The following is a 23964-nucleotide window of genomic DNA, read 5'->3' on the forward strand; positions in this document are numbered from 1 at the left end:
CTATCCAAACCCTTCACACTTTACTTAGCCTAAAAATTGCAAGCCCGCGAGTATACCCCAAATTCACGCTTTTTACCTAAACCTTAAGTCTGTTTAATGCGCGCCGCCCGTGCCTATGGCAAAATAGCCCTCCTAATTTCAGTCAGCTTTTCCCATGGGCGTCACTCAGTGCAAGACAAAAACTTCGATGCATTAGCCGGTAAATTTGCCAAAAACATCTACGGTACCCCTAAGGGCGAGGTTCGCGCCGCCGTGCTATGGCGAGATCTCTCCCAGGCCATGACACAACTGCCCGAGGGGCCTCTGCGTATTTTGGATGCCGGTGGCGGCTTCGGCTTCTTCAGCCAGAAGCTGGCAAAGATGGGCCATAGCGTCACCCTGTGCGATATCTCCAGCGAGATGTTAGCCCTGGGCAAAGCGCAGATTGAAGCCTATGAGGAGAGCAGCGGCGAGAAACTGGATATCACACTGCTGCACGCACCGATCCAATCCCTTACCCGAGACGATCTTGGCCAGTTCGACCTCATCCTCTGCCACGCGGTCGCCGAGTGGCTCAGCGATGCCAGGCAGACGCTGGCCGATCTCACCCAGCTGTTAAAACCACAGGGCCTGTTCTCCCTCATGTTTTACAACAAGGAGGCGATGCGCTTTCACAGCCTGATCTCCGGCAACTTCGACTATGTGGCGGCGGATTTTAAGGTGAAGAAGAAGGTGGGGCTAACCCCTAGTTATCCCCTGTATATAGAGGATGTGCGGGCCTGGGTGACAGATTGGCAGATGGAGCTGGTATCGGAGTCGGGCGTTAGAGTGATCCACGATTATCTCAAGACCCACCAGCCCCCCAATGCCGATTTCAGCCAACTGCTTGAGATGGAGCTGCAATACTCGACTCACCCCGCCTACATAGGCCTGGGGCGATACGTCCACTTCATCATCCGTTGGCAAAGATAGCTAGCTCACTAGTCGAACAGCTCCACCTGGCTCTCGCCCTGAGCGGTGACTATCTGTTTCAGGTAGCGCTGCTCTTCGCTCATCATCTTAGTGATCCGCTCCGGCGACAGACGCATCAGCTTGACCTTGCCGCTATTGGGATGAAACAACACCTTTCGCGGCCAGGGGCCACCGAGATCTTCACTCACTATCTCAATCCCCTCGGTCTTGAGGTAGTTGTTCACGAAGCTGATGTTGGACTCGCCCACGTTCAGCACGCTGGATGTGGTCATCTGAGCACCGCCAAACACCTTGGCCTTGAGACGACTGCGCATGCCACCCAGGTTCAATATGCTGTTGATCAACTGCTCCATGGCCCAGTTACCATAGCGGCAGGTATAACTGGTTAGCTGGTGCCAATCTTCATGGAGTTGCCGCTCGGGCAGCAGGAAATGATTGAGACCGCCTATCCCCAACAGAGGATCCCAGATGCAGGCCGCGACACAAGATCCCAGGCGGGTGAAGATCAGCTCATCATGGGCGGTGACATAGAAGTTACCTGGGTCGACACGGGCCACCACGGCGTCGTGGCGGGTATCCCACTGACGGGGGATACCCTCAAACTCGGGTCGAACGGGGAAAAGGGGCGCCTCAGCCTGCATCTTGCCTCCCTGCATCGATGGACTTTACGCCCATCGATATTTTGGCCAATATTTATCCTGCCTAACAGTATAGCTAAACGACAGACATTGATGCCCTTCAGCTTGGCGCCGAGTTCTAAAAAGGAATCAGTTGCAGGCCGTCTGCCAGCAATTTTGAACCTTGGCCCCTTCAATGGCGGCAAACTTGGCGGGTATCCCCTTGTCGCCCACCACATGGCCGGCCCCCACCACCACAAACAGCGGCGACGGACCGTCTTGCTGCATCATCAAGGCGCGGATCTTGGCAGTCATCTGCTCGTTGCGCCGCCAGAGCATCTTGTCGATAAGCTCCTTATCACCATCATGCAGCATCTGCCCCTGCATCAAGTCATCTAGGGCGGCCTCATCGCCGCTGCGCCAGGCCCTTACCAGCAGCTCCATCTCCTCGTCAGGGGCATCGATCGCCTCGAGCACCATCTCCCACTGAAGCTTAGGACTGAACGAGGCCATCAGCTCAAACTGAAACTCGGTACTCTCCAGCTCAATCACGGGACGCTCACCATTCTTGCTCTGCAGCACCTGGTCTACGCCCCACTGCGCCTGGTAGCCCAGGGACGCAAAACGCATCACGCTAAACTGCATCGCCTGCATCCAGGGCGCATAGGCTTGCATTGGGGTGCAGATCTCGCTGCGGCTACGGCAATAATCAGCCAGGCGGGCCTGGGTCTTGGCATTTGCCGCCATCTGAGTCAGGCCATATTTGCGGATCAATCCCATGATATCTGCCTTGCTGGTATCGGCCTCGACCGCAAGTGCTCCCGACTTGGCAAAGGCCGTTTCTATCTGCTCCGCCATGGGATAAAAATCGGCCTGACCGATGTGAATGGATCCCAACAGATAGGTCTGTTTGCCTTGATAACTGAGCTTATAGAAGGGCGGTTTGTCGTCGCTCGCGGCCATCGCGCCGAGTGACATGATCCCTGTCAGTAATAAAATCCCTATGGTGAATAAACGCGGTCGACTTGTTGCCATCAGGCTTGCCCCTTATAATTCGGCTAAATTTTTCAACACGAGGCAGTTATGCCACATAGTCACCTCATTGAGCAACTTAAAGAGAACTTGCAGTTGGCCTATCGCCAGGCAATCGATGCCGATGCCAAACTGGATGAGTTAAAGAAGGCCGGCCACGGCAAGTTCACCACCATCTTCACCCAAGAAGAAGGCTTTAGCGCACGCAGCAACCGCTTCGGCCCCTATGTACAGGAGCTGGCCGACGACATGACTAAGCTGCCTAGCCAAGGCGATGGCCTGGCGCCGGCGCTTGAAACTTTCGTGCGTAAACTCGGGGTGCTGCTGCAGACCCTGCAGGCGTTTAAAAGCCAGGCCAAGTAACTAAAGCAACTGAATGAGCGGGTAACCTCATACTTTAGTGTCATATTGCTGTCATGGCCTGGTCCTAGAATCGCCCTACTTTTCGTAGGAGGCGGACCTAGATGACAGCAATCGACCTGAGCAGTGAACTGGATAAGATCATCGAGCATGAGAAGATCCATGTGCTGTTTCAGCCCATCTTCAACATCGCAAGCAATAAGCTGCACGGCTTCGAGGCCCTGAGTCGAGGCCCAGAGCATAGCGCCCTCTTCTCTCCTGTGCCCCTGTTTCAGACCGCTGCCCATGAGGGGCGCCTGTCGCAACTGGAAGAGATCTGCCGTCGTCACTCCATCAGGCAGTTTGACGCCCGCGAACTGCCGGGCAAGCTGTTTATCAACATCTCGCCAAAGGCCCTGTTGGAACCCAGCCACGCCAAGGGACTCACCTTAAGTTTGGTGCAGGAGCTTGGGCTGTCGCCGGATCAGATAGTGATAGAGCTGTCGGAGCAATACCCCGCCGATGATATCGATCTGCTCAAGGAGTGCCTCAACCACTACCGCAGCCAGGGCTTCCTGACCGCCATCGACGATCTGGGTACAGGCTATTCGGGATTGAGGCTCTGGTCAGAACTGGCGCCAGACTATGTCAAAATCGACCGCCACTTCATCCACCAGATTGACCAATCGCCGGTGAAGCAGGAATTTGTCCGCTCCATCATAGATCTCTGTCAGAGCCTGAGTTGTAAGGTGATCGCCGAAGGCATAGAGACCCAGGCAGAGTTGGCCCTGCTGACCCAATTGGGAATAGTCTATTGCCAGGGCTACTTTTTAGGGCGTCCCCAGACACAACCGACGCAGACCCTGGCGGCGATGGCACCCCAGGACACCCGCCAACGCCAGACCCGCTACGCCGAATCGGCCGAAAGCCTGTCCACCCGTACCATATGCGTCTCCCCACAGACCAAGCTAAAGGCGCTGAGCGCCCGCTTCGCCCGTTCGCCTCATCTGCAGGTAGTCGCCATCGTCGATGCCAAGCAGCTGCCACTGGGCGTGGTCGACAGGGCGCAGTTGATGGAGCTGTTCAGTACGCCCTATGGCCGCGCTTTACACGAGAACAGCCCTGTGGCTGAGGTAATGAACGACAAGGTGCTGAAAGTACCCGCCTGCATGCCGATCTCCGAGGTGAGTCAATGCCTGACCGCCGAACATGGCACTGTGGCGCAACATTTCTTGGTGATGCGCGGCCAGCAACTGCTGGGGATAGGTCACACCAAAGATCTGCTGCAACAGATCACCGAGCAGCGGATCAAGATGGCCCGCCACGCCAATCCACTGAGCGGTCTTCCCGGTAACATCCCCATCCAGGAGGAGCTGCAACGCCTACGCCAGCAAGGCAGGGCCTTCTACCTAGCCTACTTCGATCTGTGCCACTTCAAGCCTTATAACGATCTCTACGGCTTCTGCCGGGGAGATGAGGTGATCCAATCCCTGGCAAAGCGTTTACAGCAGCAACTGGGCGCCGACCATTTTGTCGGTCATGTGGGCGGCGATGATTTTGTGGTGATAGGCACTAGCCAGGCGATCGTCGATGAGTGTCGTCGCCTGCTCCTCAGCTTCAACCAAGCCAGGGAGGCCTTCTACAGTCCCGACGACTGGCTGGCCCAGAGTGTGATGGCAGAAGACAGACAGGGACAGAGGGTGACTCATCCCCTGATCAGCCTATGTGTCGGCCTGCTACCGCCAGAGGTGACGCGTTACTGCGACGAGCAGGAGCTGTCGGCCTATAGCGCGGCGGCAAAAAAACAGGCCAAAGCCGCATTGAATGGCTTTAGCCTGTTTACGCCCGCGCCCAATGACGGGGCAATTGCTATGTATCGGCCGCTTAAGTTAGCTTAAGAGACAGCCCTGCCTTAAAGCTTGGGCTCCACCGTCTTCTTCAGCCAATCGCTGAGCATCTTAGACTCATATCTCAGCGGCTTGTCATTCATGGTACCCGTGGTGTGCATGAAACTCATGTCTCTGAGTTTCTCGTCGCCGGCAATCACCACCTGCTCACCGTCGAGCACCTGATAACTAAAGGTCATGCGCGGCGGATAGATGTCTTTGACCACACGGATATCGTTTGGCGTCGCACCGAAGGTAGGGCGCACGTCGCCGGCCAGATCCACATCTGTCACCACCAGCTCCAGTTTCTGGTTGGGCTTAAGCGTCTTCTCGGCCGCCTTGTTGAGATTCTTAGTCAGGGTCTCGAACACACGCAGCTCGTAGCGAGATTGAATATCGCCTACCGCCTTCACGTCACGATAGTTGTCCACATCCTGCCAAGAGATCTTCACCACTCCGGCCTCGGTGACCGGGTTCTCTTTGGCTTCTTCGGCGGCAAGGTTCAGCGACACCAGCGCCCCCACCAGGAGTAGAGATTGAAACTTCATATTTTGCCTCCTTAATCGCCCAAGCTTGGGACACCTATTGAGTCTTGTTACAACACTGAGTGTACAAAAGCTAACCTGAATATAGGCTTAATGTAAAACACTGGCGAACCTTTTCGCCGCCTTTTTACCTATTGGACAATCACGATTAACCCTTTTCTCCCGAGCCCACAGTTTTTGGCAGCCTTTGTATCAATTTGCTGCACCCCTGGGGTAGACTCTCAGACTCGGCAAGTCTACTAAGGTAAATCATGCAAAATCGATCCGCTCTGCTATTCGTCGTCATTATCTTCTCTCTACTGGCAGGCGCCCTCTATTGGATCACCGCAGAAGAGACCCAGCAAACGCCAGAGACCTGGTCGGCCTTCGTCTATGCCCACGGTTACAACTCGGGCCGCTACAAGAAAACCGATGACTTCGAGGACTATGAAAGCTGTAAGACCTTCGCCACCGAACAGGCTAAGGCGCTTGGCGATGTCTTGTGGGAGTGTGGACTAAGGTGCCGCTTCGACAACAGCCGTCAGGGCTTTCAGTGCGAGACCATGAAGAATCAGGAGTAAGTCGGCTCCCTTTTCTTCAGAGATCCACAGACCGACTCCACCTGTTCGTTTTTTATTCAGCTCCTGTTCAAGCAATTGTCATTAACATAGGTATCAATTAAACCGCAGGGGCAGTCTGCAAGCGCACAACAAAGCGCAATAGCATGGCCCGGTTAGCGGCAAAGAATTCGATTTAAGATACTGACAGGAGCTATGACAATGAGCCAACTCACCCGCACAAGATTCTCAGGGAAATTCGCCCTATTGGCCTCGCTAATCCTTGGTTTCGCCTTTATCTCGGGCGTTAACGCCAATGAGCTGACCGACAGCGAACGCGCCGCGGTAGCAAAACACTTCCAGATTCTGGATAAGCAGCAAGAAGCGAGCGACAACCAGAGGCTTGACAGCTTCCAGGCAGACCTGGACAACCAGCTTGACAAGGCCGAGGAAGCCTTTATGGAAGACGCCTGCGCCGAACATGAGCTGCAGTTCGACAACGACAGCCAGGTCTGCTACTAAACCTGACTCGCCGAGACGCCGCTAAAAGGGAAACAACTGAAACAGCTGGGGGTAAGTCGCCTTCAGCTGTTTTTTCTTGTGCGAAAACTTCTTACCCTGAGGTGTCGCCTGGCCAGAAGGCACAAAGGGCAACTCCTCGCCGGTACGATCCTCATAGATCTGCCCGGCAAGCAGATCGTAATCTTCCACGAAGGGATAGGCATAGCCGTCCTTCTCAGGCCAGGCTGGCAGCTGCGCCAATGCATCTGGCTCCAGCAGTATCCGCTCGAACCACTCCTGGCCCAGCGAGATTAAGAAAGCACGAAACTCGGCAAACCCATACTCGCTGTCGCAGCCCGTGACGATATAAGCCGCCCCCCAGAGCGACCAGAGATAGGCCCTGCGCATCTGCTGGGAAAACAGCTTATCGAAGGCCGCCAGCTCCTCGTTACTCAACTCGGTCAGCTTGGCCTTAAGCTCGACCGCCAGGCTTTCCTGATCCTGCTGAGGTTCGCGGCGGGTCACTAACTGCCAAAATTCACTCTCTGTCATGGGGTTCTCACGCTATCTAAGTCCGCCACATCTTACCTTAACCGGCAACGCTGAGCAGCATAGACAGGCAAATTAGGCAAAGCATTGGACTAAATCGCACCATTTTTCTACACTGCGGGGCAAATCATTCACCCAAGAGCCAAGATGAACCGACCGACTCCCAGCATACTGCTACTGATCGCCCTCTATATCGTTATCGCCATTCTCGCCGGCTGGCGCGCGTTAGACAGCCAGACACTCGATCTCTTTACCCTAGGCGTGATCCCTGTGCTGATCGGTCTGATCGCACGCACCAACTGGGCTAGCCTGGTGCTGAAGATCTATATTGGCATACAAACCCTGGGGTTCACGGCGCTTGGAGCCACGGCGGTGATCGCCTATCAGATCACCCCTGAAGACGTTAAGGTGGTGGTGCGTGGTCAGGAGCTGCCTATCTGGGCTATCGCCCTGGTGGTCACCATACTCTTGAGTTTTCAGTGGTATATGGCCTTCTCTAAGAGCATGAAACAGTATCTGCCACAAGCGGCGCAAACAAGCGATAAGCGCGAGGCTTAAATAATCCCCCTGGTAAATGAGCCAAATAAGGCCCAAGCCTTGTCTGGTGAGCCTTTCAAGCCAAGAGTGGGAAATATCGGCCACTTTTTGCTGCCACTAAGGTAAATTTTTACTGAATTTGACTGAAAGCACCCTTTGGGCGCATAAAACCGCTTTCATTATAGGGATGCTTGTGGCATGTTAAGTCCAGCAATTGCAAGTATCTAATGTAATTGGTATTACTAAATCTACGGAAAGAAGAGACTATCCAAATGAATAAAACTGAACTTGTTGCAAAAATAGCGGAAAGCGCTGAACTCACTAAAGCTGAAGCTGCTCGCGCCTTAAAGTCTTTCGAAGAAACGGTAGCGGAAGCGATGAAGAACGGCGAAAAAATCTCTATTGTAGGTTTTGGTTCTTTCGAGACCACTAGCCGTGCAGCACGTACAGGCCGCAACCCACAGACGGGCAAAGAAATTCAGATCCCAGCGGCTGTAGTACCTAAGTTTAAAGCCGGTAAGACGCTAAAAGACAGCGTAAACTAAATCGGTATTTAATCCGTCGAAAAAACCTCCGCCATGGAGGTTTTTTTATGCACCTTCCTAGTGCACCCTCTGCCTCATTTTTAATCAATCGCTAGCCTACCTCTGACACAAATAAAATAACCAATTGAAAAATAACCAATAAATATTTGGCACACTCTTCGCTATAGCTTGTACGCGGCCTGACAATACTCATAACAACAGGCAAGGCCGCTCCCATAGACCAATAAGAAGGAATGAGTATGAAACAAGCATTGCGAACCCTAAGCCTACTCGCGGGCACCTTGATAGTGGCCTTACCTACCAGCGCTAGCGTCACGGGCAACATTGGTGCGACCTCCAACTACTTGTGGCGCGGTGCCACACAGACAGGAGACGCACCCGCGGTTCAAGGCGGCATAGACTTCGAACACGAAAGCGGCCTTTACTTAGGCACATGGGCTTCTAATGTGGATTTCGGTGACGACACCAGCTACGAGATCGACTTCTACGGCGGCTATGCGGGCAGCGTGGGGGAAGATTTTGGCTATGACATCAGCTATCTCTACTACGCCTATCCCGACAGCGATTCGAGCATAGACTTCGGTGAAGTCACCCTGGCCCTGAGCTGGAAGTGGTTTAGCCTCGCCTACTCACAGGTAGTCAATGCCGATAGCGATGTGGCAGCCGATCCTTTCGATGAGAAAGATCTCAGCTACATCAACGCAGGTGTCAGCTTCCCGCTATCGGAAACCTTGTCATTCTCGGCTCACTATGGCTACTCCAGCGGCGATGTGGTCAACGCCTGGTTCGATACCGACAACTATGCCGACTACTCCCTCTCTCTGGATAAGGAGACCGACTTTGGTACCATCTCCTTCTTGGTCAGCGATACCGACCTCGACGGTGACGATCCTAAAGTGGTGGTAGGCTACAGCTATAGTTTCGATTTGTGATCTAAATTTAAATGAGTTGCCGCTAATTTAGCTGGCAACTCACTATTATTCAGCCACTATTCCATTTAAAAACAATCAATTAAAATCCACACACTCACCAACGCCCTCCGCTTTTGTCGAGAAAATCGACAAATACAAATGTGTTAACTCGATCAAACAAAAATTGAAAATCCCCTGCTATTTTTCTCATTAGCGCTCGCTAATGTGCCCAGGCCTTAGGACGCTAAACTAGCTAACGCTTTGACTCAGTTAACTTTATGTTAAAGCGGCTCAGTGCTAAGCAGCACCAAATGAGTGCTCAAGCACTTTATTTGACGAGGATTTCACTATGGCTCAGTTACTCGATGTTATTCCGAACGATGCTGAAATCGAAGCGATCACAGCACCCAAAAACCCTAAGGCCGCCTGTGAGCTGCAACACAGACGCGAAGTCAAACGTCGCCTAGAAGAGTTACTCGAAGAGGCGGCCCTCAAACGCGCCATGGGGGGCGATTTCTACTGAAAGTTAGCGATTAGGGTAGGCCATCCCTACCCTTAAATGCTAATCCGCCTGGCAGTGAACAACCTTAGTCAGGCTATTGGCTAACGCCTGCAGCTGCTCAACCCGCTTGGCCAACTGCTCGCCCTCAATAGCAACCGATTCGGATACTTGGTTAGTGCCCACCACACTGCTGGCCACCTCGCTGCTGGCACAGTTTAGCTGGGTGAGCGCCTCTCCTTGCTGGGTCATTAACCCCGCCAGTTGATTAACGTCGTGAACCACACTGGCAATCTGGTCGATGATCTGCGTCAGCTCCTCCGCACTCTGCTCTATCACTCTTTGCCCTTGAATCACCTCGTCACGGCTGTTGCCGAGCAGCTGACGTATCTCTATCGCAGAGCGGTTACTCTTAGCCGACAGCTCCCTGACTTGTTCCGCCACCACGGCAAAGCCTCGTCCATACTCGCCGGCCCTGGCCGCCTCAATTGCCGCGTTTAGCGCCAGTAGATTCGTTTGCTCCGCCACTGAGGTAATGAGATCGGCGACCGAGACTATCTCCTGGTTGCTTTTCAGTATCGCCGCAATCGCGTTGGTGGACGCCTCTAAGGATTGGGCGCTATTGGCCGCCCGGCGATCGATAGATTGGCAGCGCCCCTTTAGCTCCTCCATAAACTGTTCAGATTGGCGCATGTCTTGGGTCATCTGCGACACCTGCTGACTCATCTGCTCGGCCGCACTGGCCTGAGATTCGCAGTTCACATTAAGCTGAGTCACCTGCCGATGAAGTGTCAACGCCTGGGTGTCCAGCGCGGTGGCGACGCCAGACAGGGCCGAGGCATCCTCACTCGCCTGAGTCAGCACCTGTCCGAGGCGCTGCTCGCCCGCCTGCGCCTTGGCGGCGCTCGACTGCATATTTTGCTGTGCTTCGGCCTGCGCCTGATTGGCCTTAAACCGGGCCGCGCAGCTATAACCCTGCGCGACGACTATGACCACAAGCGGGAGTATCATGCCACTCCAGGCCTCTATGGCCTCCCCGGCTTCAGACAAAGCTATGGTCACCACTATCTGCTGCTGCAATCCCTGCTGCACCATCACGGCCGACAGGGCGATAACGACCAGACTCCAAAGGGTCGCCATGACTAAATTGGCGGTGAGATAGAAGGCGATAATCAACACAGCAACCCAGAGGCTCTGGCTGGAGGTGAGTATGCCACCTCCCTGGTAGATAACGTTGAGGGCATGCAACACCATGCCAAAGAAGCCCAGGTTTAACGCCAGGTTTATCTGCCGCAGAAAGCGAATCGTCGCGGCGGCGATCACCTCGACGGAGATTAAGATCATCGAGGTGATCATCAACAGGGTATGGGGCTGCTGGGCCCATTTCATCAGGCTATATAGCCCTGTAAACAGGCAAAGCAGCGTGAAGAACAACAGGGTATCGACCAAACGAACTTGATCATCATTCCAGCCATGGCGCTTTGGGAAAAACAACTTGCGCCAGATAGCGAGAGGGGTCATAGGCTTTGCTCTCCTGCCACGTTAGAACTCAGGCTCGAGTTAAGCCAGCCTGTCGCTAATCAGCATGACGTTGCATTGCAACCACCGAGTGAACAGGAGTGGCTCATCGACACTGGCTCATTTGATAGAGGCAAGTCTGATGGCACATCAAATGCTGACCGCAACAGGCCGACTTAAAACTTACCCTTTAAGCATCTCTTTCTTTAGCCCTTTATCCGTTGGATTGTCACCCAACCAAATCGCGAGCACGGCCTTACGGAAATCTTCACCACTGGTGACCGACAGCTGCTGACCATTTTTATAGCTGACAATCCCAGTACCCGGTACGCTCACTAAGGTAAATTGATCGCCCTCCTTGATCGGCTCGGCAAAGGTTGCAATAAAGGAGTTGATGCTATCGGCAATGGCGCTGGTGTCTCCATCGGTCGCGCGGTCGAAGCCATCATGCATCGCCTCGGTCATCTTCTCTGAGGTGATCATGCCCGAGGTGATGTTGAGCCGAATCGCGGAAATTTGTTCGCCATCGACTACATTGGCGGCCTGATCGGTAGGACCAACCGTATAGAGGGATCCCACATAGAGATCCATGAAGAACTTACTGCGAACACCTGCACCATTAAGTTGCAGCACCTGCTCCTGAGAGGTCATGGTGTCGGCAACATCGACCCCCGCCACCTCGACTGCCGACACAGCAGAGGTACTCAACAACAGCACACTCGCCAATAATAAACTCTGTTTTTTCATTTGTGACTCCATCGAATTCCAGGCCGTGGCGGGAGGCTAGGCCACTCATAGCGAGCCTTCCGCACACGACATAATAAAAAGGCACTAACGCCGAACTGGGGAGCAAAACGCTAGCGCAAAGGGCACCAGCTAGAATGCGTGGTTGTACTCGATCCAGTAGCTGTCATCCGTGCTGTCACTATTGTCCGTCTTAAAGTTCACACGAATGTTTTGACGCTTATTCATCTGGTAGGCCACCGAAATTTCACCATTGAAACTGGCCATTTGTAACCCACCATCCATGATGTCATCGCTCCAGCCCTTACCCTGAATCTCATCGGTATAAGAGGCGCTCACCAGGGTCCACCAGTGATCGTTAAAGGCATAGCGAGCGTAAACCATGCCGGTCAGAATGAGTGACGGCACATCGATGCCGCTGCTCGATACCGCGGTACTAGCGGCCATATCAGGCGGCAAGATCTGCGACATGTTATCTTCAACTACCACGGCGCCGGCATAGAGAATCGGCCAGATGTAGAAGCTGTCTGTCACTGGAATCGTCATCACGGGACCCGCCTGAATCACCGCCATGTTGCCGTAGAAGGGATGGTCCGCCAGGATGGCATCGATCGACCAGCCGGTGCCATTGGTTGTGTTAATGGTGCCGTAGCGCATACGATATGAACGCTTGCTGGTCTCGTCGTTAAAGGTTGGGATCATGCCGTAATCAGGGTGAGCCACCATGCCTGTGAACTGCGGCGTCTTGTCTCCCTCATTGAAGATGTTTTTCGCCTCGAAGATCACCCCTGTTTTTTGCCCCGAGGTGGCCGTCTTTTCAGACAGCATCAACTGCGCCTTAAAATTTGCACCTTCACTACCATAGGAAGCCCCCAAAGAGGTATACACATCCGTTGGGTTAGACATATCGATATCGGCATCATCTGCCGCCATCGCGCTGAAACCACAAGTCATTGACGCTACAACCGCAACACTTAAAAGATGCTTTTTCATAATTGACTCCATCGTCATCATTTGATCTATTTGTTATAAAAAATCGGTTTTAATCACTTGTCGCATTACGGCGGTTAACTTGCCGCAGCCAGTGCCTGACGGCGCTTCCACTTGCCAGTAAAGAAGACATAGGCATATGCACTGTTAATCACGAAACTTGCCAGCCCGGCGGCAAGCATGAGCTCATCGTTACGTGGCATTGGCACCACGTTGCTTTCGTACATGAATGGGCAGCTGAAGTAATACATGAAGGAGCCGGCCAGCGTGAACGCACGCGCCTGCAACCAGGTACCCTTCTTGATGAACAGCGCGGGCAGTGTCGCGGCGATCAGCACCATCATCTGCGCCGTCGCAGAACCCGGGAAGTTGAGGTAAACGAAGACGATGTTCCAAACGTCATAGGCAATGATCCAGAAGGTGGTCATCGCGGGCCAAATCATGTCTTGCTGCTTAGACTTGTCGGCAAAGATCTGCGCCCAGCCCGCCAGCGTGATGATGGACAACACGCCGCCAATGGCGTTGAGGATATTAGCGAGGTTACCCATACTAAAATCCTGCATAACGGCTTCTGAAATGTTGATGGCGAGGAAGGCGGCCGCGCCAAACTTGGCCCACTTCATATCCCCTATCTTGGTAAAGCGGATCAAGGTAAATAGCGCGGCGGCGCCCACCACAGAATAGAGCTTGACCCACTTGAACCAATAGGTCACACCATAGCTGGACCACAATGGAATCAATACGATGGGCAGAATAAACCACAGCAGGTAGTTGCTGTACTTGAAGCGACGACATAGCTCGTTGAGCAGCATCAAGCCAATCAGCACCAAAAGCACGTGTCCGAAGGCGCGGTTTTGATACCACTTGTGGATGTTAAAGCCATCGCCATCCAGGCTAAAACGCATGGTCTCGGCTTCGACGAAGCTGATCTTTGCGCCATCGAAGTCGGTGATCAAGGCGCCTGGCTGACTGGCGATAGTCAGGTCATGACCCGACAATGCCCAGTGCTGAATCTCGCTATGGTTAAAGCCACCCGACTGCTTGATGACCTGAACCGTATCATCGCTGCCAAATTCGAGGCGATAAAACAGGCTGCCTTCCCCCGGCTTACCGTCTCGCGTTCCCTGCCAAACCTGCCCCTGAATATTGTCCAGATGCGATGTCGCATCTAAGGCGTCGTCTGCGTAGCTAACTGAGCTGCATAGCATCAGTAACATGGCAAACATAGTGCTAAATATCTGTTTCACCCTGAGTTTCATAATTTCACTCTCTCAATCGTGATGCTTAGATGAGGGGCGCCACCTAGCGGCGCCCTAAGGTCTTAAGCCGTGGTTAGTTGTTGCTGTTTTTCCGGCGTATCTTTGTAGTACTCATTAAGCATCGGCGGCTCGTTGTCCCCCGTAGGCGGCTCGCCTGTTGGGCTAGTGCGTTGCTTATTGAAGTACCAGATGGCAAATGGAACGTGCAGACACAGGTTGATCGCGCCCCACACCCAGAGCACTGTGTCGTTGGCCCAGCTGGTCGAATCCATCACAGGCGTGAAGATGTCGGCATTGGCGCGAACCAGAATGTGGAAGGCTAAGGTGTACACACGAGCGATGATGTAGAGCTCGGGTCGTCCCTTGATGATGGGGTACAGCTCTGCCGCCATTAAGATACAGAAGGAGCTGGCGAAGTAGCCTGGGTTCTCACCAAACACGAAGGCCAGGTTCCATGTGGTGTAGAGGAAGTTCCACGCCGCAGTCGAATAAAACAAGAGATCATTGGGCTTGTCTCGACCTATCACCCAATACATGCGCTGGCCGTTCTTGTAACGAGGGAACGGAATGGTGATACACAGAATCACACCACAGATAGCATTGAAGTAATTGGCGGTCACAAAGTCTTTAGCCGTTGCCTCGGCAATGTTGAGGAACAACACGGCGTACAACACCTTGAGCACCCAGTCGCCCCTGAAGAACGCCAGCACCCTATTTGGATTGTCATAGTAGAGATAAGCGATGCGAGCGCCGCCTACCACGATAGCGGTAGGGATCAGCACACTCACGGTTTTCGCCCAACGGAACCATCCGTCGAGGTTATCCGCCCATAAGGGCGCGGTCAGTAATGACAACAGCCAAAAGGCTGCCGTTAATCGAGGTGTACGGCGCATGCCCTCCACCAACACGAGCAAGAACACTATGTATCCGCTCATCGAAACAACATATTGCCAGACAGGTATGTCCATAACGCCTCCTGAGTTAACTTGATTCAGGTTGACGTTTACATCGACGCTAACCTGAACAACTTATAGAGCAATTACTCTAAATTAGAGTCTTTACTCTAATTTTTCTTTTTCGCACTTAATGAGAGCGGCCTCACATTGCGGTCAAGTTCAGGGGGGTAAATGTGAACATTTTGCAACGAGATGTGATCCCGGTAACAAAGTCGATAAGATTTAATTAATGGATAACAGGCAAACGCAAACGAACACCCGCATTAAGAAGCGAGAAAGGGGAAAACTCAAAACAGATAGCAATGAGGCAACACGCAAACAAAACAAAAACAACCAAAAAATCAGCCAGTTACCAGGGGTGGCAAGTTAAAAAACAATAAGATACACGCTAATTGCGCCAACCTCTCACAAGAAAGTGCGGCGCTCACATTACTTTTACACTCTCTAGGCGAAATGCGGTCAACCTAGAGGAGAAACCAAAAGAAACGCCTTAATACCACCCGCCAAGACACTGAGATGTTAACAAACCGATAAGTGACAGCCTTGCACCAAACGACGCCTAACCAAGGACCCAAACCACTTAAATGCGTAAGAAAAGGCTCGCCACCAAGCCTAATCGCAACCTGGATAGCGATGTTATCGCCCTTCAATTGTTGTCATCTCTCCTCCAAAAATTGTTCGAAACAAAGAAAAACAGCCTAGCGCCATAGGTCGAAGCCACTCACCACTTAGCGCCAGCAAGCCTAGCAACTCAATCCAAGAATCATCCATCTCAAACACAAAAAACGCGCCCTATTAGGACGCTCTTTGCTGTGCAACACAGGCCTTAATCTGGTTCAGGCTTAATCTTGTTCCGTCTTAAAGTGACTTATCAGGTCGAGCCGAGGGCTTGTTAAGATTCCCCTTCTCCACTGGTTAAATTGGTGTAAGATTAAATTCAGTACATAACTTATTGATAGTCATAATTCTTCCGGGCAGTTTATCTGCAAGAGGTCATCATGACGCTAAGCAAATCCTTACGCCTTATCGCCCCACTTATCCTGCTGCTAAGCGGCTGTCAGGGCGCCGAGCCGCCCCAGGCTCTGGGCACGTTAGAGCGCGACCGGGTACTCCTGCGCGCCACCACCTCAGAGATCATCACGGCCTTACCTAAACGCGAAGGCAGCCAGGTCACCCAAGGCGACTTGCTACTGCAATTCGACACCCGCAAACAACTTGCACGTGTTGCCAACGCCCAGGCCCAGTGGCAGAAGGCACAGGCCTACCTGCTCAGGCTCACCAATGGCGAACGCCCGGAGGATATCGCCAGCGCTCAGGCCAATCTGGAGCGTGCCACCGCCGCCATGGTGCAGGCGGAGAAGACCTACAGGCGCATCGACAAACTCAAGCGACAGAACCTGGTAAGCCAGCAGGAGCTGGATCAGGCCATTGCTAGCCGGGATCAGACCATCGCCGAACATAACGCCGCGAACGAAGCCTTGAGTAAACTGATTGTCGGCGTGCGTCAGGAAGATATTCAGCAGGCCCAGGCGGCACTGGATGCGGCGGCCGCCGAGCTGGATCTGGCGCGGCAACTGCTGGAAGATCTCAGCATCACGGCGACCCGCAGCGGTCGCCTCGACAGCCTGCCCTTTAACCTCGGCGAACGAGTGCCCGCCAACGCCGTGGTGGTGGCGATTCAGGCCGACAAGGCCGCCTATGCCAGGGTCTATATTCCCGCCCCCGCCATGGCCAAACTCACCATTGGGATGCAGCTAAAAGTCCATGTCGACGGTCAAGAGCAGCCCTTTACCGGCACGCTACGCTGGCTCAGCAAGGAGCCGGCCTTCACCCCTTATTACGCCTTAAATCAACAAGACAGGTCTCGCCTCGTCTATCTGGCGGAGTTCGATCTCGACGACTCGGCTCAGAGCCTGCCCACGGGGATCCCCGCCCAGGTGGAGCTGCCCTGATGTCTCCAGGTGCGGAGCTGGCAATAGATGCCCGCGGCGTTGATAAGCGGTTTGGCGACCTACTTGCGGTTGCCGAGCTGGATCTGCAGGTGCAGAAGGGGCACATCTACGGCTTTCTCGGCCCCAACGGCTGTGGCAAGTCCACCACAATACGCATGCTCACCGGTCTTTTGACCCCTACCCGAGGCGAGATCTCCGTGCTCGGCATGGCGATCCCCAAGCAGGCCGAGGCACTCAGGCGGCGCATAGGCTATATGACACAGAAGTTTTCCCTATACGAAGACCTGAGTGTCAGGGAGAACCTGCAATTTATCGCCGACATCTATGGTCTGGGCGTCAGGGAGAGCAAACACAAGATAGATGAGCTGATCGATACCTATCATCTCGACGCCCAGCGCCAGCAGCTCGCGGGCACCCTCAGCGGCGGACAGAAACAGCGCCTGGGGCTGGCCTGCGCCTGTATCAACGAGCCAGAGCTGCTGTTTCTCGACGAGCCCACCTCGGCGGTGGATCCCCAGAACCGGCGCGACTTCTGGGAACAGCTGTTCGATCTCTCCGAGCGCGGCACCAGCATCTTAGTCACCACCCACTACATGGATGAGGCGCAGCGTTGCCACCAGCTGGCGATCATGGAAAGCGGCCACATTCGCGCCAAGGGCAATCCTCAGGCGCTGCTTGAGGAGATGTCGCTGCACGTCATCGAGATAGCCGGACACAGGCTGAGACAGCTTAAGTCACACCTTAGCCAGTTCGGCGAGATCCCCTCCGCCGCCCAGCTAGGCGATCGCCTACGGGTCCTGGTCGACAAGCAGATAGATGCGCCCATTCCCTGGTTGCTGGAGAAGAGTAGCGCCGTAGCAGGCCAACTGACGCCACAGCAACTGACTCAGGTCGCCCCCAATCTGGAAGATCTCTTCGTGTCGGTCACCGGCAAGGGGCTCAGCACGTCGCGGGAGGCGCAAGATGCTACTGGCTAGCCTGAGGCGCATAAAGTCGATCACCACCAAGGAGATCCGCCAGCTCAAGCGCGACCGTATCACCTTCGGCATGGTGGTGATGATCCCGCTGATCCAGTTGCTGCTGTTTGGCTATGCCATCAATACCGATGTGCGTAACGTGCCCGTGGTCGTGGTGGATCAGAGCCACTCCGCCGCCGGTCGCTGGATAGTCGAGGCGATCAAGGTGACTCAGGTGGTCAGCATAGAGAAGCACTACGCCAGTGCCGAAGAGGCCGAGGCCGCCATTACCCGGGGTGAGGTACGCGCGGCGCTGATCCTGCCGCCCAACCTCACCCAGAAGCTGGCCAACGGCGAAACCCTGGGACAATGGGTGGTCGACGGCTCGGATACCATGGTTGCCTCGGCGATCAGCCAGCTGAGAAACATGCCTCTGGATCAGATCACAGGGCAAGACACACAGAGGCTGCCCACCTTCGAGATCGCCCTCTTCTATAACCCAGAGCAGCGCTCGGCGGTCAACATAGTACCGGGGCTGATCGCGGTGATCCTCACCATGACCATGATCCTCTTTACCTCGGCAGCCATAGTACGAGAGCGCGAGCGCGGCAACCTGGAGCTGCTGATCACCACGCCCATCAAGCCGCTAGAGCTGATGCTGGGTAAGATAGTGCCCTACATCTTGGTGGGCTTGGTGCAGATGACCATCATCCTCGGCCTGGGGCATCTTATCTTCGATGTGCCCATCAATGGCGCCATCGCCCAGCTGCTGATGGGCACCCTGCTGTTTATCGCCGCCAGCCTCACCCTGGGGCTGATCATCTCCACCATCGCCAAGACGCAACTGCAGGCGATGCAGATGACCATCTTCATCATACTGCCCACTATCTTGTTGTCCGGCTTCATGTTTCCCTTCGAGGCCATGCCCAGGCCGGCCCAGTGGATCGCCGAGCTTCTGCCCGCCACCCACTTCATGCGCATCATACGCGCCATAGTGTTGCGGGGAGGCGACCTGAGCGACATGCAGTTCGATGCCCTCTGGCTTATCGGCTTTACCCTGGTCGGCATCCTAGTGGCCTCGCTGCGCTTCAATAAGCGTCTCGACTAGTCATATGAGCAACAAAAAAAGCGCCCTCGGGCGCTTTTTTTGTTGCTCATAACAGACGGTTTAACTACTGGCCTCGGCCTCTTGCTGTCGCTTCTTGATGAAGTACTCACGAGTCAAGCCGAAGACGACTGGGCTGAGCAGCGACAAGGCGATCAGGTTAGGGATCGCCATCATGGCATTCAGGGTATCGGCCAGCAGCCAGATGAAGTCGAGCGAGCTGACGGCCCCTAGCGGAACAACTATGACCCAGATGGCTCTGAAGGGTTTTACCGCGCGCACACCAAACAGGTACTGCACACACTTCTCGCTATAGACGCTCCAGCCCAGGATGGTGGTGAAGGCAAAGATAGAGAGGGCGATGGCCACGATATAGTTCCCCATAGGCAGGGCGTGGGAGAAGGCATAGGAGGTCAGCGCCGCACCATTCTCACCCGATGTCCAGGCACCTGAGACCACGATCGCCAGACCGGTAATGGTACATACCACCAGAGTATCGATGAAGGTACCCAGCATAGCCACCAGGCCTTGGGCCACAGGGTTGTTGGTCTGCGCCGCCGCGTGGGCAATAGGCGCGCTACCTAGACCGGCCTCGTTAGAGAAGACGCCGCGGGCCACACCGAAACGTACCGCGGCCCACACCGCCGCACCGGCGAAGCCGCCCTGGGCCGCCACAGGATTAAAGGCGCTGTGCACGATAAGGGCGATGGCATCGGGAATGTCGGCGAAATTAACCACGATCACCGACAGGCCGGCGGCGATATAGAATACCGTCATCAGGGGCACCAGCTTACCCGCCACATCGGCGATACGCTTGATACCGCCCATCAGCACAGCGCCCACCAACACCATGAGCACCACACCAGTCACCCAGGTGGGCACGCCGAAGTTACTGCTCAGGGCGTCGGCCACAGAGTTGGCCTGTACTGTGTTGCCGATACCGAAACCGGCGAAGGATCCAAACAGGGCGAAGGCTGTACCCAGCCAGGCCCATTTGCTGCCCAGACCATTCTTGATGTAGTACATGGGGCCGCCGATATGGTTGCCGTTATCGTCGACTTCACGGTATTTCACCGCCAGCACCGCCTCGGCAAACTTAGTCGCCATGCCGACTAAGGCTGTACACCACATCCAGAACAGGGCACCCGGGCCGCCGATAAAGATGGCGGTCGCCACCCCGGCAATGTTTCCCGTACCTATGGTGGCCGACAGTGAGGTCATCAGGGCATTAAAGGGGCTGATCTCCCCCTTCATCTGCTTATCTTTATCGGGAATACGCCCAGACCAGAGCAACTTAAAGCCGGTACCCAGCTTGAGGATCGGCATCAACCGCAAGCCAAAGGAGAGAAAGAGTCCCACGCCTAAGATCATCACGAGCATGGGAGTACCCCATACGAACCCGTTAATCGTACTGACAAACTCAGTAATAACTTCCATTCAAACCTCGTCGTTTTTATCGTTATTTTGGTGATCTACGCCACGCTTTGTTGATTGCATCCCAGAGTACAACGAAAAGCGTTCAAAATGAAAGCAGCGATTGTTAACAAATTGAAACAAAGAGAGATGTTAGCCGAGGCGGCAAGCCTACTGCCTAAGAATATGACTCAAGGCGTTTTCATGAGGAATTTGACGCAAGCGAACCGCTAGCGCCTTGGTAGAGACGACTTATACTGCGGGTCAAATGCACCGGCTGCGGCGGCCTTCATCAGACGGCGAAACTTGGGGCATTCCATGTGACTGGGCGCGGTGCAGTTGGCGGCGTGTCTCAAACCGTCACGCATCGCCTGCATCTTCAAGATGGTGCGCTCCAGCTCGTCGGCCCGGCGTAGCAGCAGCTCTCTGTCTATGAGGGGATCACCGCCTGTTGCGAGCATGCTGGCAATCTCATCGAGGGACAATCCCGCCGAGCGGCCAAGGGCAATCAACGCCAGACGCTCTAGCACCTCGGCGCCAAATTGGCGGCGAATGCCATGACGCCCCAGCGAGCGGATCAACCCCCGCTCTTCGTAATAACGCAGGGTCGACGCCGGCACGCCCGAGCGCTTGGCGACCAGTGAAATATCCATATCCTTCCCTTGACCTCAAGTCGACTTGAAGCTGTAAGCTAACAATATCAACGGCTTCACACAACAAAGGAATGAATATGTCTCCCCTAATAGACTGTATCGCCACCCTCATCATGGACCTCTGGGGCCTGCTGCGTCATCCCCTGTTGGGTATGCCCCTGCCTAGCTACTATCTGGTGGGCCGCTGGCTATGCCACATGCCCAAGGGTAAGTTTCGTCACCAGGCGATCGCCAAGGCCACGCCCGTCCCGGGTGAGACCCTCATAGGTTGGCTGGCCCACTATCTTATCGGCGTCAGCTTTGCCGCCCTCTTGCTGCTCATTACTGGCTCACAGTGGCTCACAGAGCCAAGCCTGTCTCCCGCCCTCGCGGTGGGCCTAGTCACTGTGCTCGCCCCCTTCTTGCTGATGCAACCCGGCATGGGCGCAGGCATCGCCGCCTCACGTCTGCCCAACCCGGGCCTGGCTCGACTACACAGCCTGCTCACCCACGGCATATTCGGGCTCGGCCTGCGACTCTTTCACTGAGACGAAATACTATGAATTGAAGGGGGCTAAGCGGAGAAACAGCAACCTCAGGAATTGAGCCCCCAATGATTCAAATGCCATCAAATCTAAGAGAGTAAATGATCGATTGCAGATGCAGCTGCGGACGTCGATGGCAGAGCAAAATAATGCTCAGTCTTCATGCCAAGGCTAGCGCCTCGGCAGCCCCACACTTATCACAGCCGTCAGCCCGAGCAATGCCGTCGAGATCCATAAGCAAGCCGCCAGCCCATAGGCCTGATAGACCCAACCCGAGAGGATAGTGCCCAATAGCCGTCCCATGGCATTGGCCATGTAGTAGAAACCGACATCCAAGGAGACGCCATCGTCGCTGGCATAGCTGACGATCAGGTAGCTGTGTAAGGAGGAGTTGATGGCAAACACGGCGCCGAACAGCAAGAGGCCGATCAGCAAGGCCGCCTCTTGGGCCATCGCCGACGCAAGCCCGAGCTGTCCAGTCAGGACCAGCGCAATCGCGGCGGGGATCAGTGTCAACCCAGCCGCCCATAACATGGCGCTGCGGCCATCGGGCACCTGGCCGCTGGCCTTGCCGGTGATTCTGGGCGCCAGGCTCTGCACCGCGCCATAACCTGTGACCCACAGCGCCAGAAAGCCCCCCACCCGATAGTGGTCCCAGCCAAACTGACTGGCAAGATAAACGGGCAGAGCCACCACAAACCAGACGTCTCGGGCGGCGAACAGGCACATGCGCGCCGCCGATAAGATGTTGATCGCCCGGCTCTTAGAAAAAAGCTCGGTAAACTTAGGCTTGTTCTTGGCCTTGCCCAGATCTTGTTTGAGTTTGATGATGCTAACCAGCCAGACGATGCTGAGCAGGGTCGCCATCAGGCCGATAGCTCCCTTGAAGCCCAGCAGCGCCAGCAAGGCGCCGCCGAGGAAGAAGCCCGCCCCCTTGAGGGCATTCTTAGAACCCGTCAGCACGGCGACATACTTGTACAGCCTGCCCTCTTCGCCCTTGGCCACCAGCATCTTGACGCTGCTCTTGGCGCTCATCTTATTGAGATCTTTAGCGATCCCAGACAGAGCCTGGGCGGCCATCACCCAGGGCACGGTAAGCCAGCTACTGGGCACCAGCAGCATGGCCAGTGCCGCAACCTGCAAGCCGAGGCCGATGTTCATGGTGCGATTTAGCCCCAAGCGGGCGCCAAGGTAGCCGCCCACCAGGTTAGTCACCACGCCGAATATCTCATAGAAGAGAAACAACATGGCGATCGACAGCGGCGAATACCCAAGCTGGTGAAAATGCAGCACCACCAGCATACGCAGCGCGCCATCTGTGAGGGTGAAGGCCCAGTAGTTGCCGGTCACCAGCAGATACTGGCGCATCTCACTCGGTAGGGCGCGCAGGCTAGTTAGCATGCCGGCGAACCTTAGGCCTTATCCAACCGGCCGACCATACGCGCCAACTCGGCGGTGCGGTTGGCATAGCCCCACTCGTTGTCGTACCAGACATAGAGCTTGAGCTGAGTGTCGTTGATCACCATGGTCGACAGCGCATCGACTATGCTGGAGCGGGGATCTGTTTTGTAGTCCACCGAAACTAGCGGGCGCTCCTCGTAGCCAAGAATATCTTTAAGCTCACCTTCGGCGGCCGCCTTAAACAGGGCGTTGACCTCCTGTTCGGTCACAGGGCGTTGCATCTCGAACACACAGTCTGTTATGGAAGCATTGGCCAGGGGCACACGCACCGCATGACCGTTTAACTTGCCCTTCAGCTCGGGGAAGATATGGGTGATGGCGGTGGCCGAGCCCGTGGTGGTCGGGATCAGCGACTGACCGCAGGCGCGGGCCCGGCGCAGATCCTTGTGGGGCGCATCTAAGATGGTCTGGGTATTGGTAATGTCGTGAATGGTGGTCATGGAGCCATGTTTGATGCCGATCTGCTCATGCAGCACCTTGACCACGGGGGCGAGACAGTTGGTAGTGCAGGAGGCCGCCGTGACTATCGGATATTTGTCCTTGTCATATAGCTGATGGTTAACCCCCATGACGATGTTGAGCACGCCCTCCTCCTTCACTGGCGCGGTCACCACCACTCGCTTGACCCCTTGGTCGAGATAGGCCTGCAGCAGCGCCTTCGACTTCATCACCCCAGAGGCCTCGATCACCAGGTCGCAGCCCGACCAATCGGTGTCGCCGATGGCGCGGTTAGCGCTAGTTGCAATGCGCTTATCACCTATGACTATTTGATCGCCTTCGGCAACAGCCTCATGCGCCCAGCGGCCATGGATGGAGTCGAAGGTGAGCAGATGCGCCAGGGTGGCGGCATCGCCCGCCGGGTCGTTGATCTGCACAAACTCGATATCGTCCCACTCCCAGGCGGCGCGCAGCGCCAGACGTCCCATGCGGCCAAAGCCGTTGATGCCTACTTTGATTGTCATCTTGTTATCCTATTCTCTCAATT

26 protein-coding genes are annotated in these 23964 nt (G+C 54.9%); 13 read left to right on the top strand and 13 right to left on the bottom strand.

What is annotated here, in order from left to right:
• Positions 1-168 precede the first annotated feature (168 nt).
• The gene (locus L1D43_RS15005; protein ID WP_239852806.1) at positions 169-951 is read left to right on the top strand and encodes a methyltransferase domain-containing protein; all 783 of its coding nucleotides are present in this window, start codon (positions 169-171) and stop codon (positions 949-951) included.
• 8 nt (positions 952-959) lie between these two features.
• Here L1D43_RS15005 and L1D43_RS15010 read toward each other — a convergent pair whose 3' ends face one another.
• Together L1D43_RS15010 and L1D43_RS15015 are read right to left on the bottom strand one after the other, a co-directional pair.
• On the bottom strand, positions 960-1592 hold the full coding sequence (locus L1D43_RS15010; protein ID WP_239852808.1) for a chemoreceptor glutamine deamidase CheD: 633 nt from the start codon (positions 1590-1592) through the stop codon (positions 960-962).
• A 126-nt stretch (positions 1593-1718) separates the two neighbouring features.
• Entirely contained in the window at positions 1719-2603 is an 885-nt protein-coding gene (locus L1D43_RS15015; protein ID WP_239852809.1) for a TraB/GumN family protein, read from the bottom strand.
• Positions 2604-2651: 48 nt separating this feature from the next.
• Between L1D43_RS15015 and L1D43_RS15020 the strand changes: the two genes are divergently transcribed.
• Together L1D43_RS15020 and L1D43_RS15025 are read left to right on the top strand one after the other, a co-directional pair.
• Entirely contained in the window at positions 2652-2963 is a 312-nt protein-coding gene (locus tag L1D43_RS15020) for a hypothetical protein (protein ID WP_041510853.1), read from the top strand.
• A gap of 101 nt (positions 2964-3064) precedes the next feature.
• Positions 3065-4837 carry a bifunctional diguanylate cyclase/phosphodiesterase gene (locus L1D43_RS15025; protein WP_239852810.1) on the top strand — a complete coding sequence of 591 codons (1773 nt, stop codon included), beginning with the start codon at positions 3065-3067 and terminating at the stop codon, positions 4835-4837.
• A 14-nt stretch (positions 4838-4851) separates the two neighbouring features.
• On the opposite strand, the gene L1D43_RS15030 is transcribed toward L1D43_RS15025, so the two are convergent.
• Positions 4852-5373, bottom strand: coding sequence for a DUF3016 domain-containing protein (locus L1D43_RS15030; protein WP_239852811.1), 522 nt, complete (start codon positions 5371-5373; stop codon positions 4852-4854).
• A gap of 248 nt (positions 5374-5621) precedes the next feature.
• Here L1D43_RS15030 and L1D43_RS15035 point away from each other — a divergent pair, with 248 nt between their 5' ends.
• On the top strand, positions 5622-5930 hold the full coding sequence (locus L1D43_RS15035; RefSeq protein WP_041510850.1) for a hypothetical protein: 309 nt from the start codon (positions 5622-5624) through the stop codon (positions 5928-5930).
• Positions 5931-6128: 198 nt separating this feature from the next.
• The gene (locus tag L1D43_RS15040) at positions 6129-6428 is read left to right on the top strand and encodes a hypothetical protein (RefSeq protein WP_239852812.1); all 300 of its coding nucleotides are present in this window, start codon (positions 6129-6131) and stop codon (positions 6426-6428) included.
• A 21-nt stretch (positions 6429-6449) separates the two neighbouring features.
• Here the strand turns inward: L1D43_RS15040 and L1D43_RS15045 are convergent, their stop codons facing one another.
• A complete protein-coding gene (locus L1D43_RS15045) occupies positions 6450-6959 on the bottom strand; it encodes a DUF4240 domain-containing protein (protein WP_239852813.1) in 510 nt (169 codons plus the stop codon).
• Positions 6960-7103: 144 nt separating this feature from the next.
• Here L1D43_RS15045 and L1D43_RS15050 point away from each other — a divergent pair, with 144 nt between their 5' ends.
• From L1D43_RS15050 to L1D43_RS15065, 4 genes are all read left to right on the top strand, one after another.
• Entirely contained in the window at positions 7104-7514 is a 411-nt protein-coding gene (locus L1D43_RS15050) for a hypothetical protein (RefSeq protein ID WP_239852814.1), read from the top strand.
• Positions 7515-7765: 251 nt separating this feature from the next.
• The gene (locus tag L1D43_RS15055; RefSeq protein WP_011864236.1) at positions 7766-8038 is read left to right on the top strand and encodes an HU family DNA-binding protein; all 273 of its coding nucleotides are present in this window, start codon (positions 7766-7768) and stop codon (positions 8036-8038) included.
• Positions 8039-8277: 239 nt separating this feature from the next.
• The gene (locus tag L1D43_RS15060) at positions 8278-8970 is read left to right on the top strand and encodes a TorF family putative porin (RefSeq protein ID WP_239852815.1); all 693 of its coding nucleotides are present in this window, start codon (positions 8278-8280) and stop codon (positions 8968-8970) included.
• Between the two features lie 328 nt (positions 8971-9298).
• Positions 9299-9472 carry a hypothetical protein gene (locus L1D43_RS15065; RefSeq protein WP_011864234.1) on the top strand — a complete coding sequence of 58 codons (174 nt, stop codon included), beginning with the start codon at positions 9299-9301 and terminating at the stop codon, positions 9470-9472.
• Between the two features lie 39 nt (positions 9473-9511).
• Here L1D43_RS15065 and L1D43_RS15070 read toward each other — a convergent pair whose 3' ends face one another.
• The 5 genes from L1D43_RS15070 to L1D43_RS15090 all read right to left on the bottom strand — a co-directional run bounded on the left by L1D43_RS15070 (position 9512) and on the right by L1D43_RS15090 (position 14927).
• Positions 9512-10969 (bottom strand): methyl-accepting chemotaxis protein, encoded by a 1458-nt coding sequence (locus L1D43_RS15070; RefSeq protein ID WP_239852823.1) that lies wholly within the window; start codon positions 10967-10969, stop codon positions 9512-9514.
• A 180-nt stretch (positions 10970-11149) separates the two neighbouring features.
• Complete coding sequence (locus L1D43_RS15075) at positions 11150-11713, bottom strand: chalcone isomerase family protein (RefSeq protein WP_239852825.1); 564 nt, start codon at positions 11711-11713, stop codon at positions 11150-11152.
• A 129-nt stretch (positions 11714-11842) separates the two neighbouring features.
• Positions 11843-12703 carry a hypothetical protein gene (locus L1D43_RS15080; protein ID WP_041510843.1) on the bottom strand — a complete coding sequence of 287 codons (861 nt, stop codon included), beginning with the start codon at positions 12701-12703 and terminating at the stop codon, positions 11843-11845.
• Between the two features lie 74 nt (positions 12704-12777).
• Positions 12778-13959, bottom strand: a complete 1182-nt coding sequence (locus L1D43_RS15085) for a DUF5692 family protein (protein WP_239852827.1) — start codon at positions 13957-13959, stop codon at positions 12778-12780.
• Between the two features lie 62 nt (positions 13960-14021).
• Entirely contained in the window at positions 14022-14927 is a 906-nt protein-coding gene (locus tag L1D43_RS15090) for a hypothetical protein (protein WP_041510842.1), read from the bottom strand.
• A gap of 986 nt (positions 14928-15913) precedes the next feature.
• On the opposite strand from L1D43_RS15090, the gene L1D43_RS15095 reads away from it, so the two are divergent.
• From L1D43_RS15095 to L1D43_RS15105, 3 genes are read left to right on the top strand one after another with little or no spacing between them, the layout of a single operon-like run.
• Positions 15914-16867 (top strand): HlyD family efflux transporter periplasmic adaptor subunit, encoded by a 954-nt coding sequence (locus L1D43_RS15095; RefSeq protein ID WP_239852829.1) that lies wholly within the window; start codon positions 15914-15916, stop codon positions 16865-16867.
• On the top strand, positions 16867-17844 hold the full coding sequence (locus tag L1D43_RS15100) for an ABC transporter ATP-binding protein (RefSeq protein WP_239852831.1): 978 nt from the start codon (positions 16867-16869) through the stop codon (positions 17842-17844). Before L1D43_RS15095 ends, L1D43_RS15100 begins: the two co-directional genes overlap by 1 nt.
• Complete coding sequence (locus tag L1D43_RS15105) at positions 17831-18931, top strand: ABC transporter permease (protein WP_239852833.1); 1101 nt, start codon at positions 17831-17833, stop codon at positions 18929-18931. Before L1D43_RS15100 ends, L1D43_RS15105 begins: the two co-directional genes overlap by 14 nt.
• Positions 18932-18991: 60 nt before the next feature.
• Here L1D43_RS15105 and L1D43_RS15110 read toward each other — a convergent pair whose 3' ends face one another.
• On the bottom strand, positions 18992-20365 hold the full coding sequence (locus tag L1D43_RS15110) for a sodium:alanine symporter family protein (protein WP_239852840.1): 1374 nt from the start codon (positions 20363-20365) through the stop codon (positions 18992-18994).
• A gap of 206 nt (positions 20366-20571) precedes the next feature.
• Entirely contained in the window at positions 20572-20994 is a 423-nt protein-coding gene (locus L1D43_RS15115; protein ID WP_239852841.1) for a helix-turn-helix domain-containing protein, read from the bottom strand.
• A gap of 77 nt (positions 20995-21071) precedes the next feature.
• On the opposite strand from L1D43_RS15115, the gene L1D43_RS15120 reads away from it, so the two are divergent.
• Positions 21072-21521, top strand: a complete 450-nt coding sequence (locus tag L1D43_RS15120; RefSeq protein WP_239852842.1) for a DUF2938 domain-containing protein — start codon at positions 21072-21074, stop codon at positions 21519-21521.
• Between the two features lie 168 nt (positions 21522-21689).
• Here the strand turns inward: L1D43_RS15120 and arsJ are convergent, their stop codons facing one another.
• Both arsJ and L1D43_RS15130 read right to left on the bottom strand, forming a co-directional pair.
• On the bottom strand, positions 21690-22919 hold the full coding sequence (arsJ, locus tag L1D43_RS15125) for an organoarsenical effux MFS transporter ArsJ (RefSeq protein ID WP_239852848.1): 1230 nt from the start codon (positions 22917-22919) through the stop codon (positions 21690-21692).
• Between the two features lie 11 nt (positions 22920-22930).
• Positions 22931-23941: an ArsJ-associated glyceraldehyde-3-phosphate dehydrogenase gene (locus L1D43_RS15130; RefSeq protein ID WP_239852850.1), complete on the bottom strand. Its 1011-nt coding sequence runs from the start codon at positions 23939-23941 to the stop codon at positions 22931-22933.
• Between the last annotated feature and the right edge of the window lie 23 nt (positions 23942-23964).

The organism is Shewanella sp. Isolate8 (genome assembly GCF_022398495.1).
Lineage (GTDB): Bacteria > Pseudomonadota > Gammaproteobacteria > Enterobacterales > Shewanellaceae > Shewanella > Shewanella aquimarina.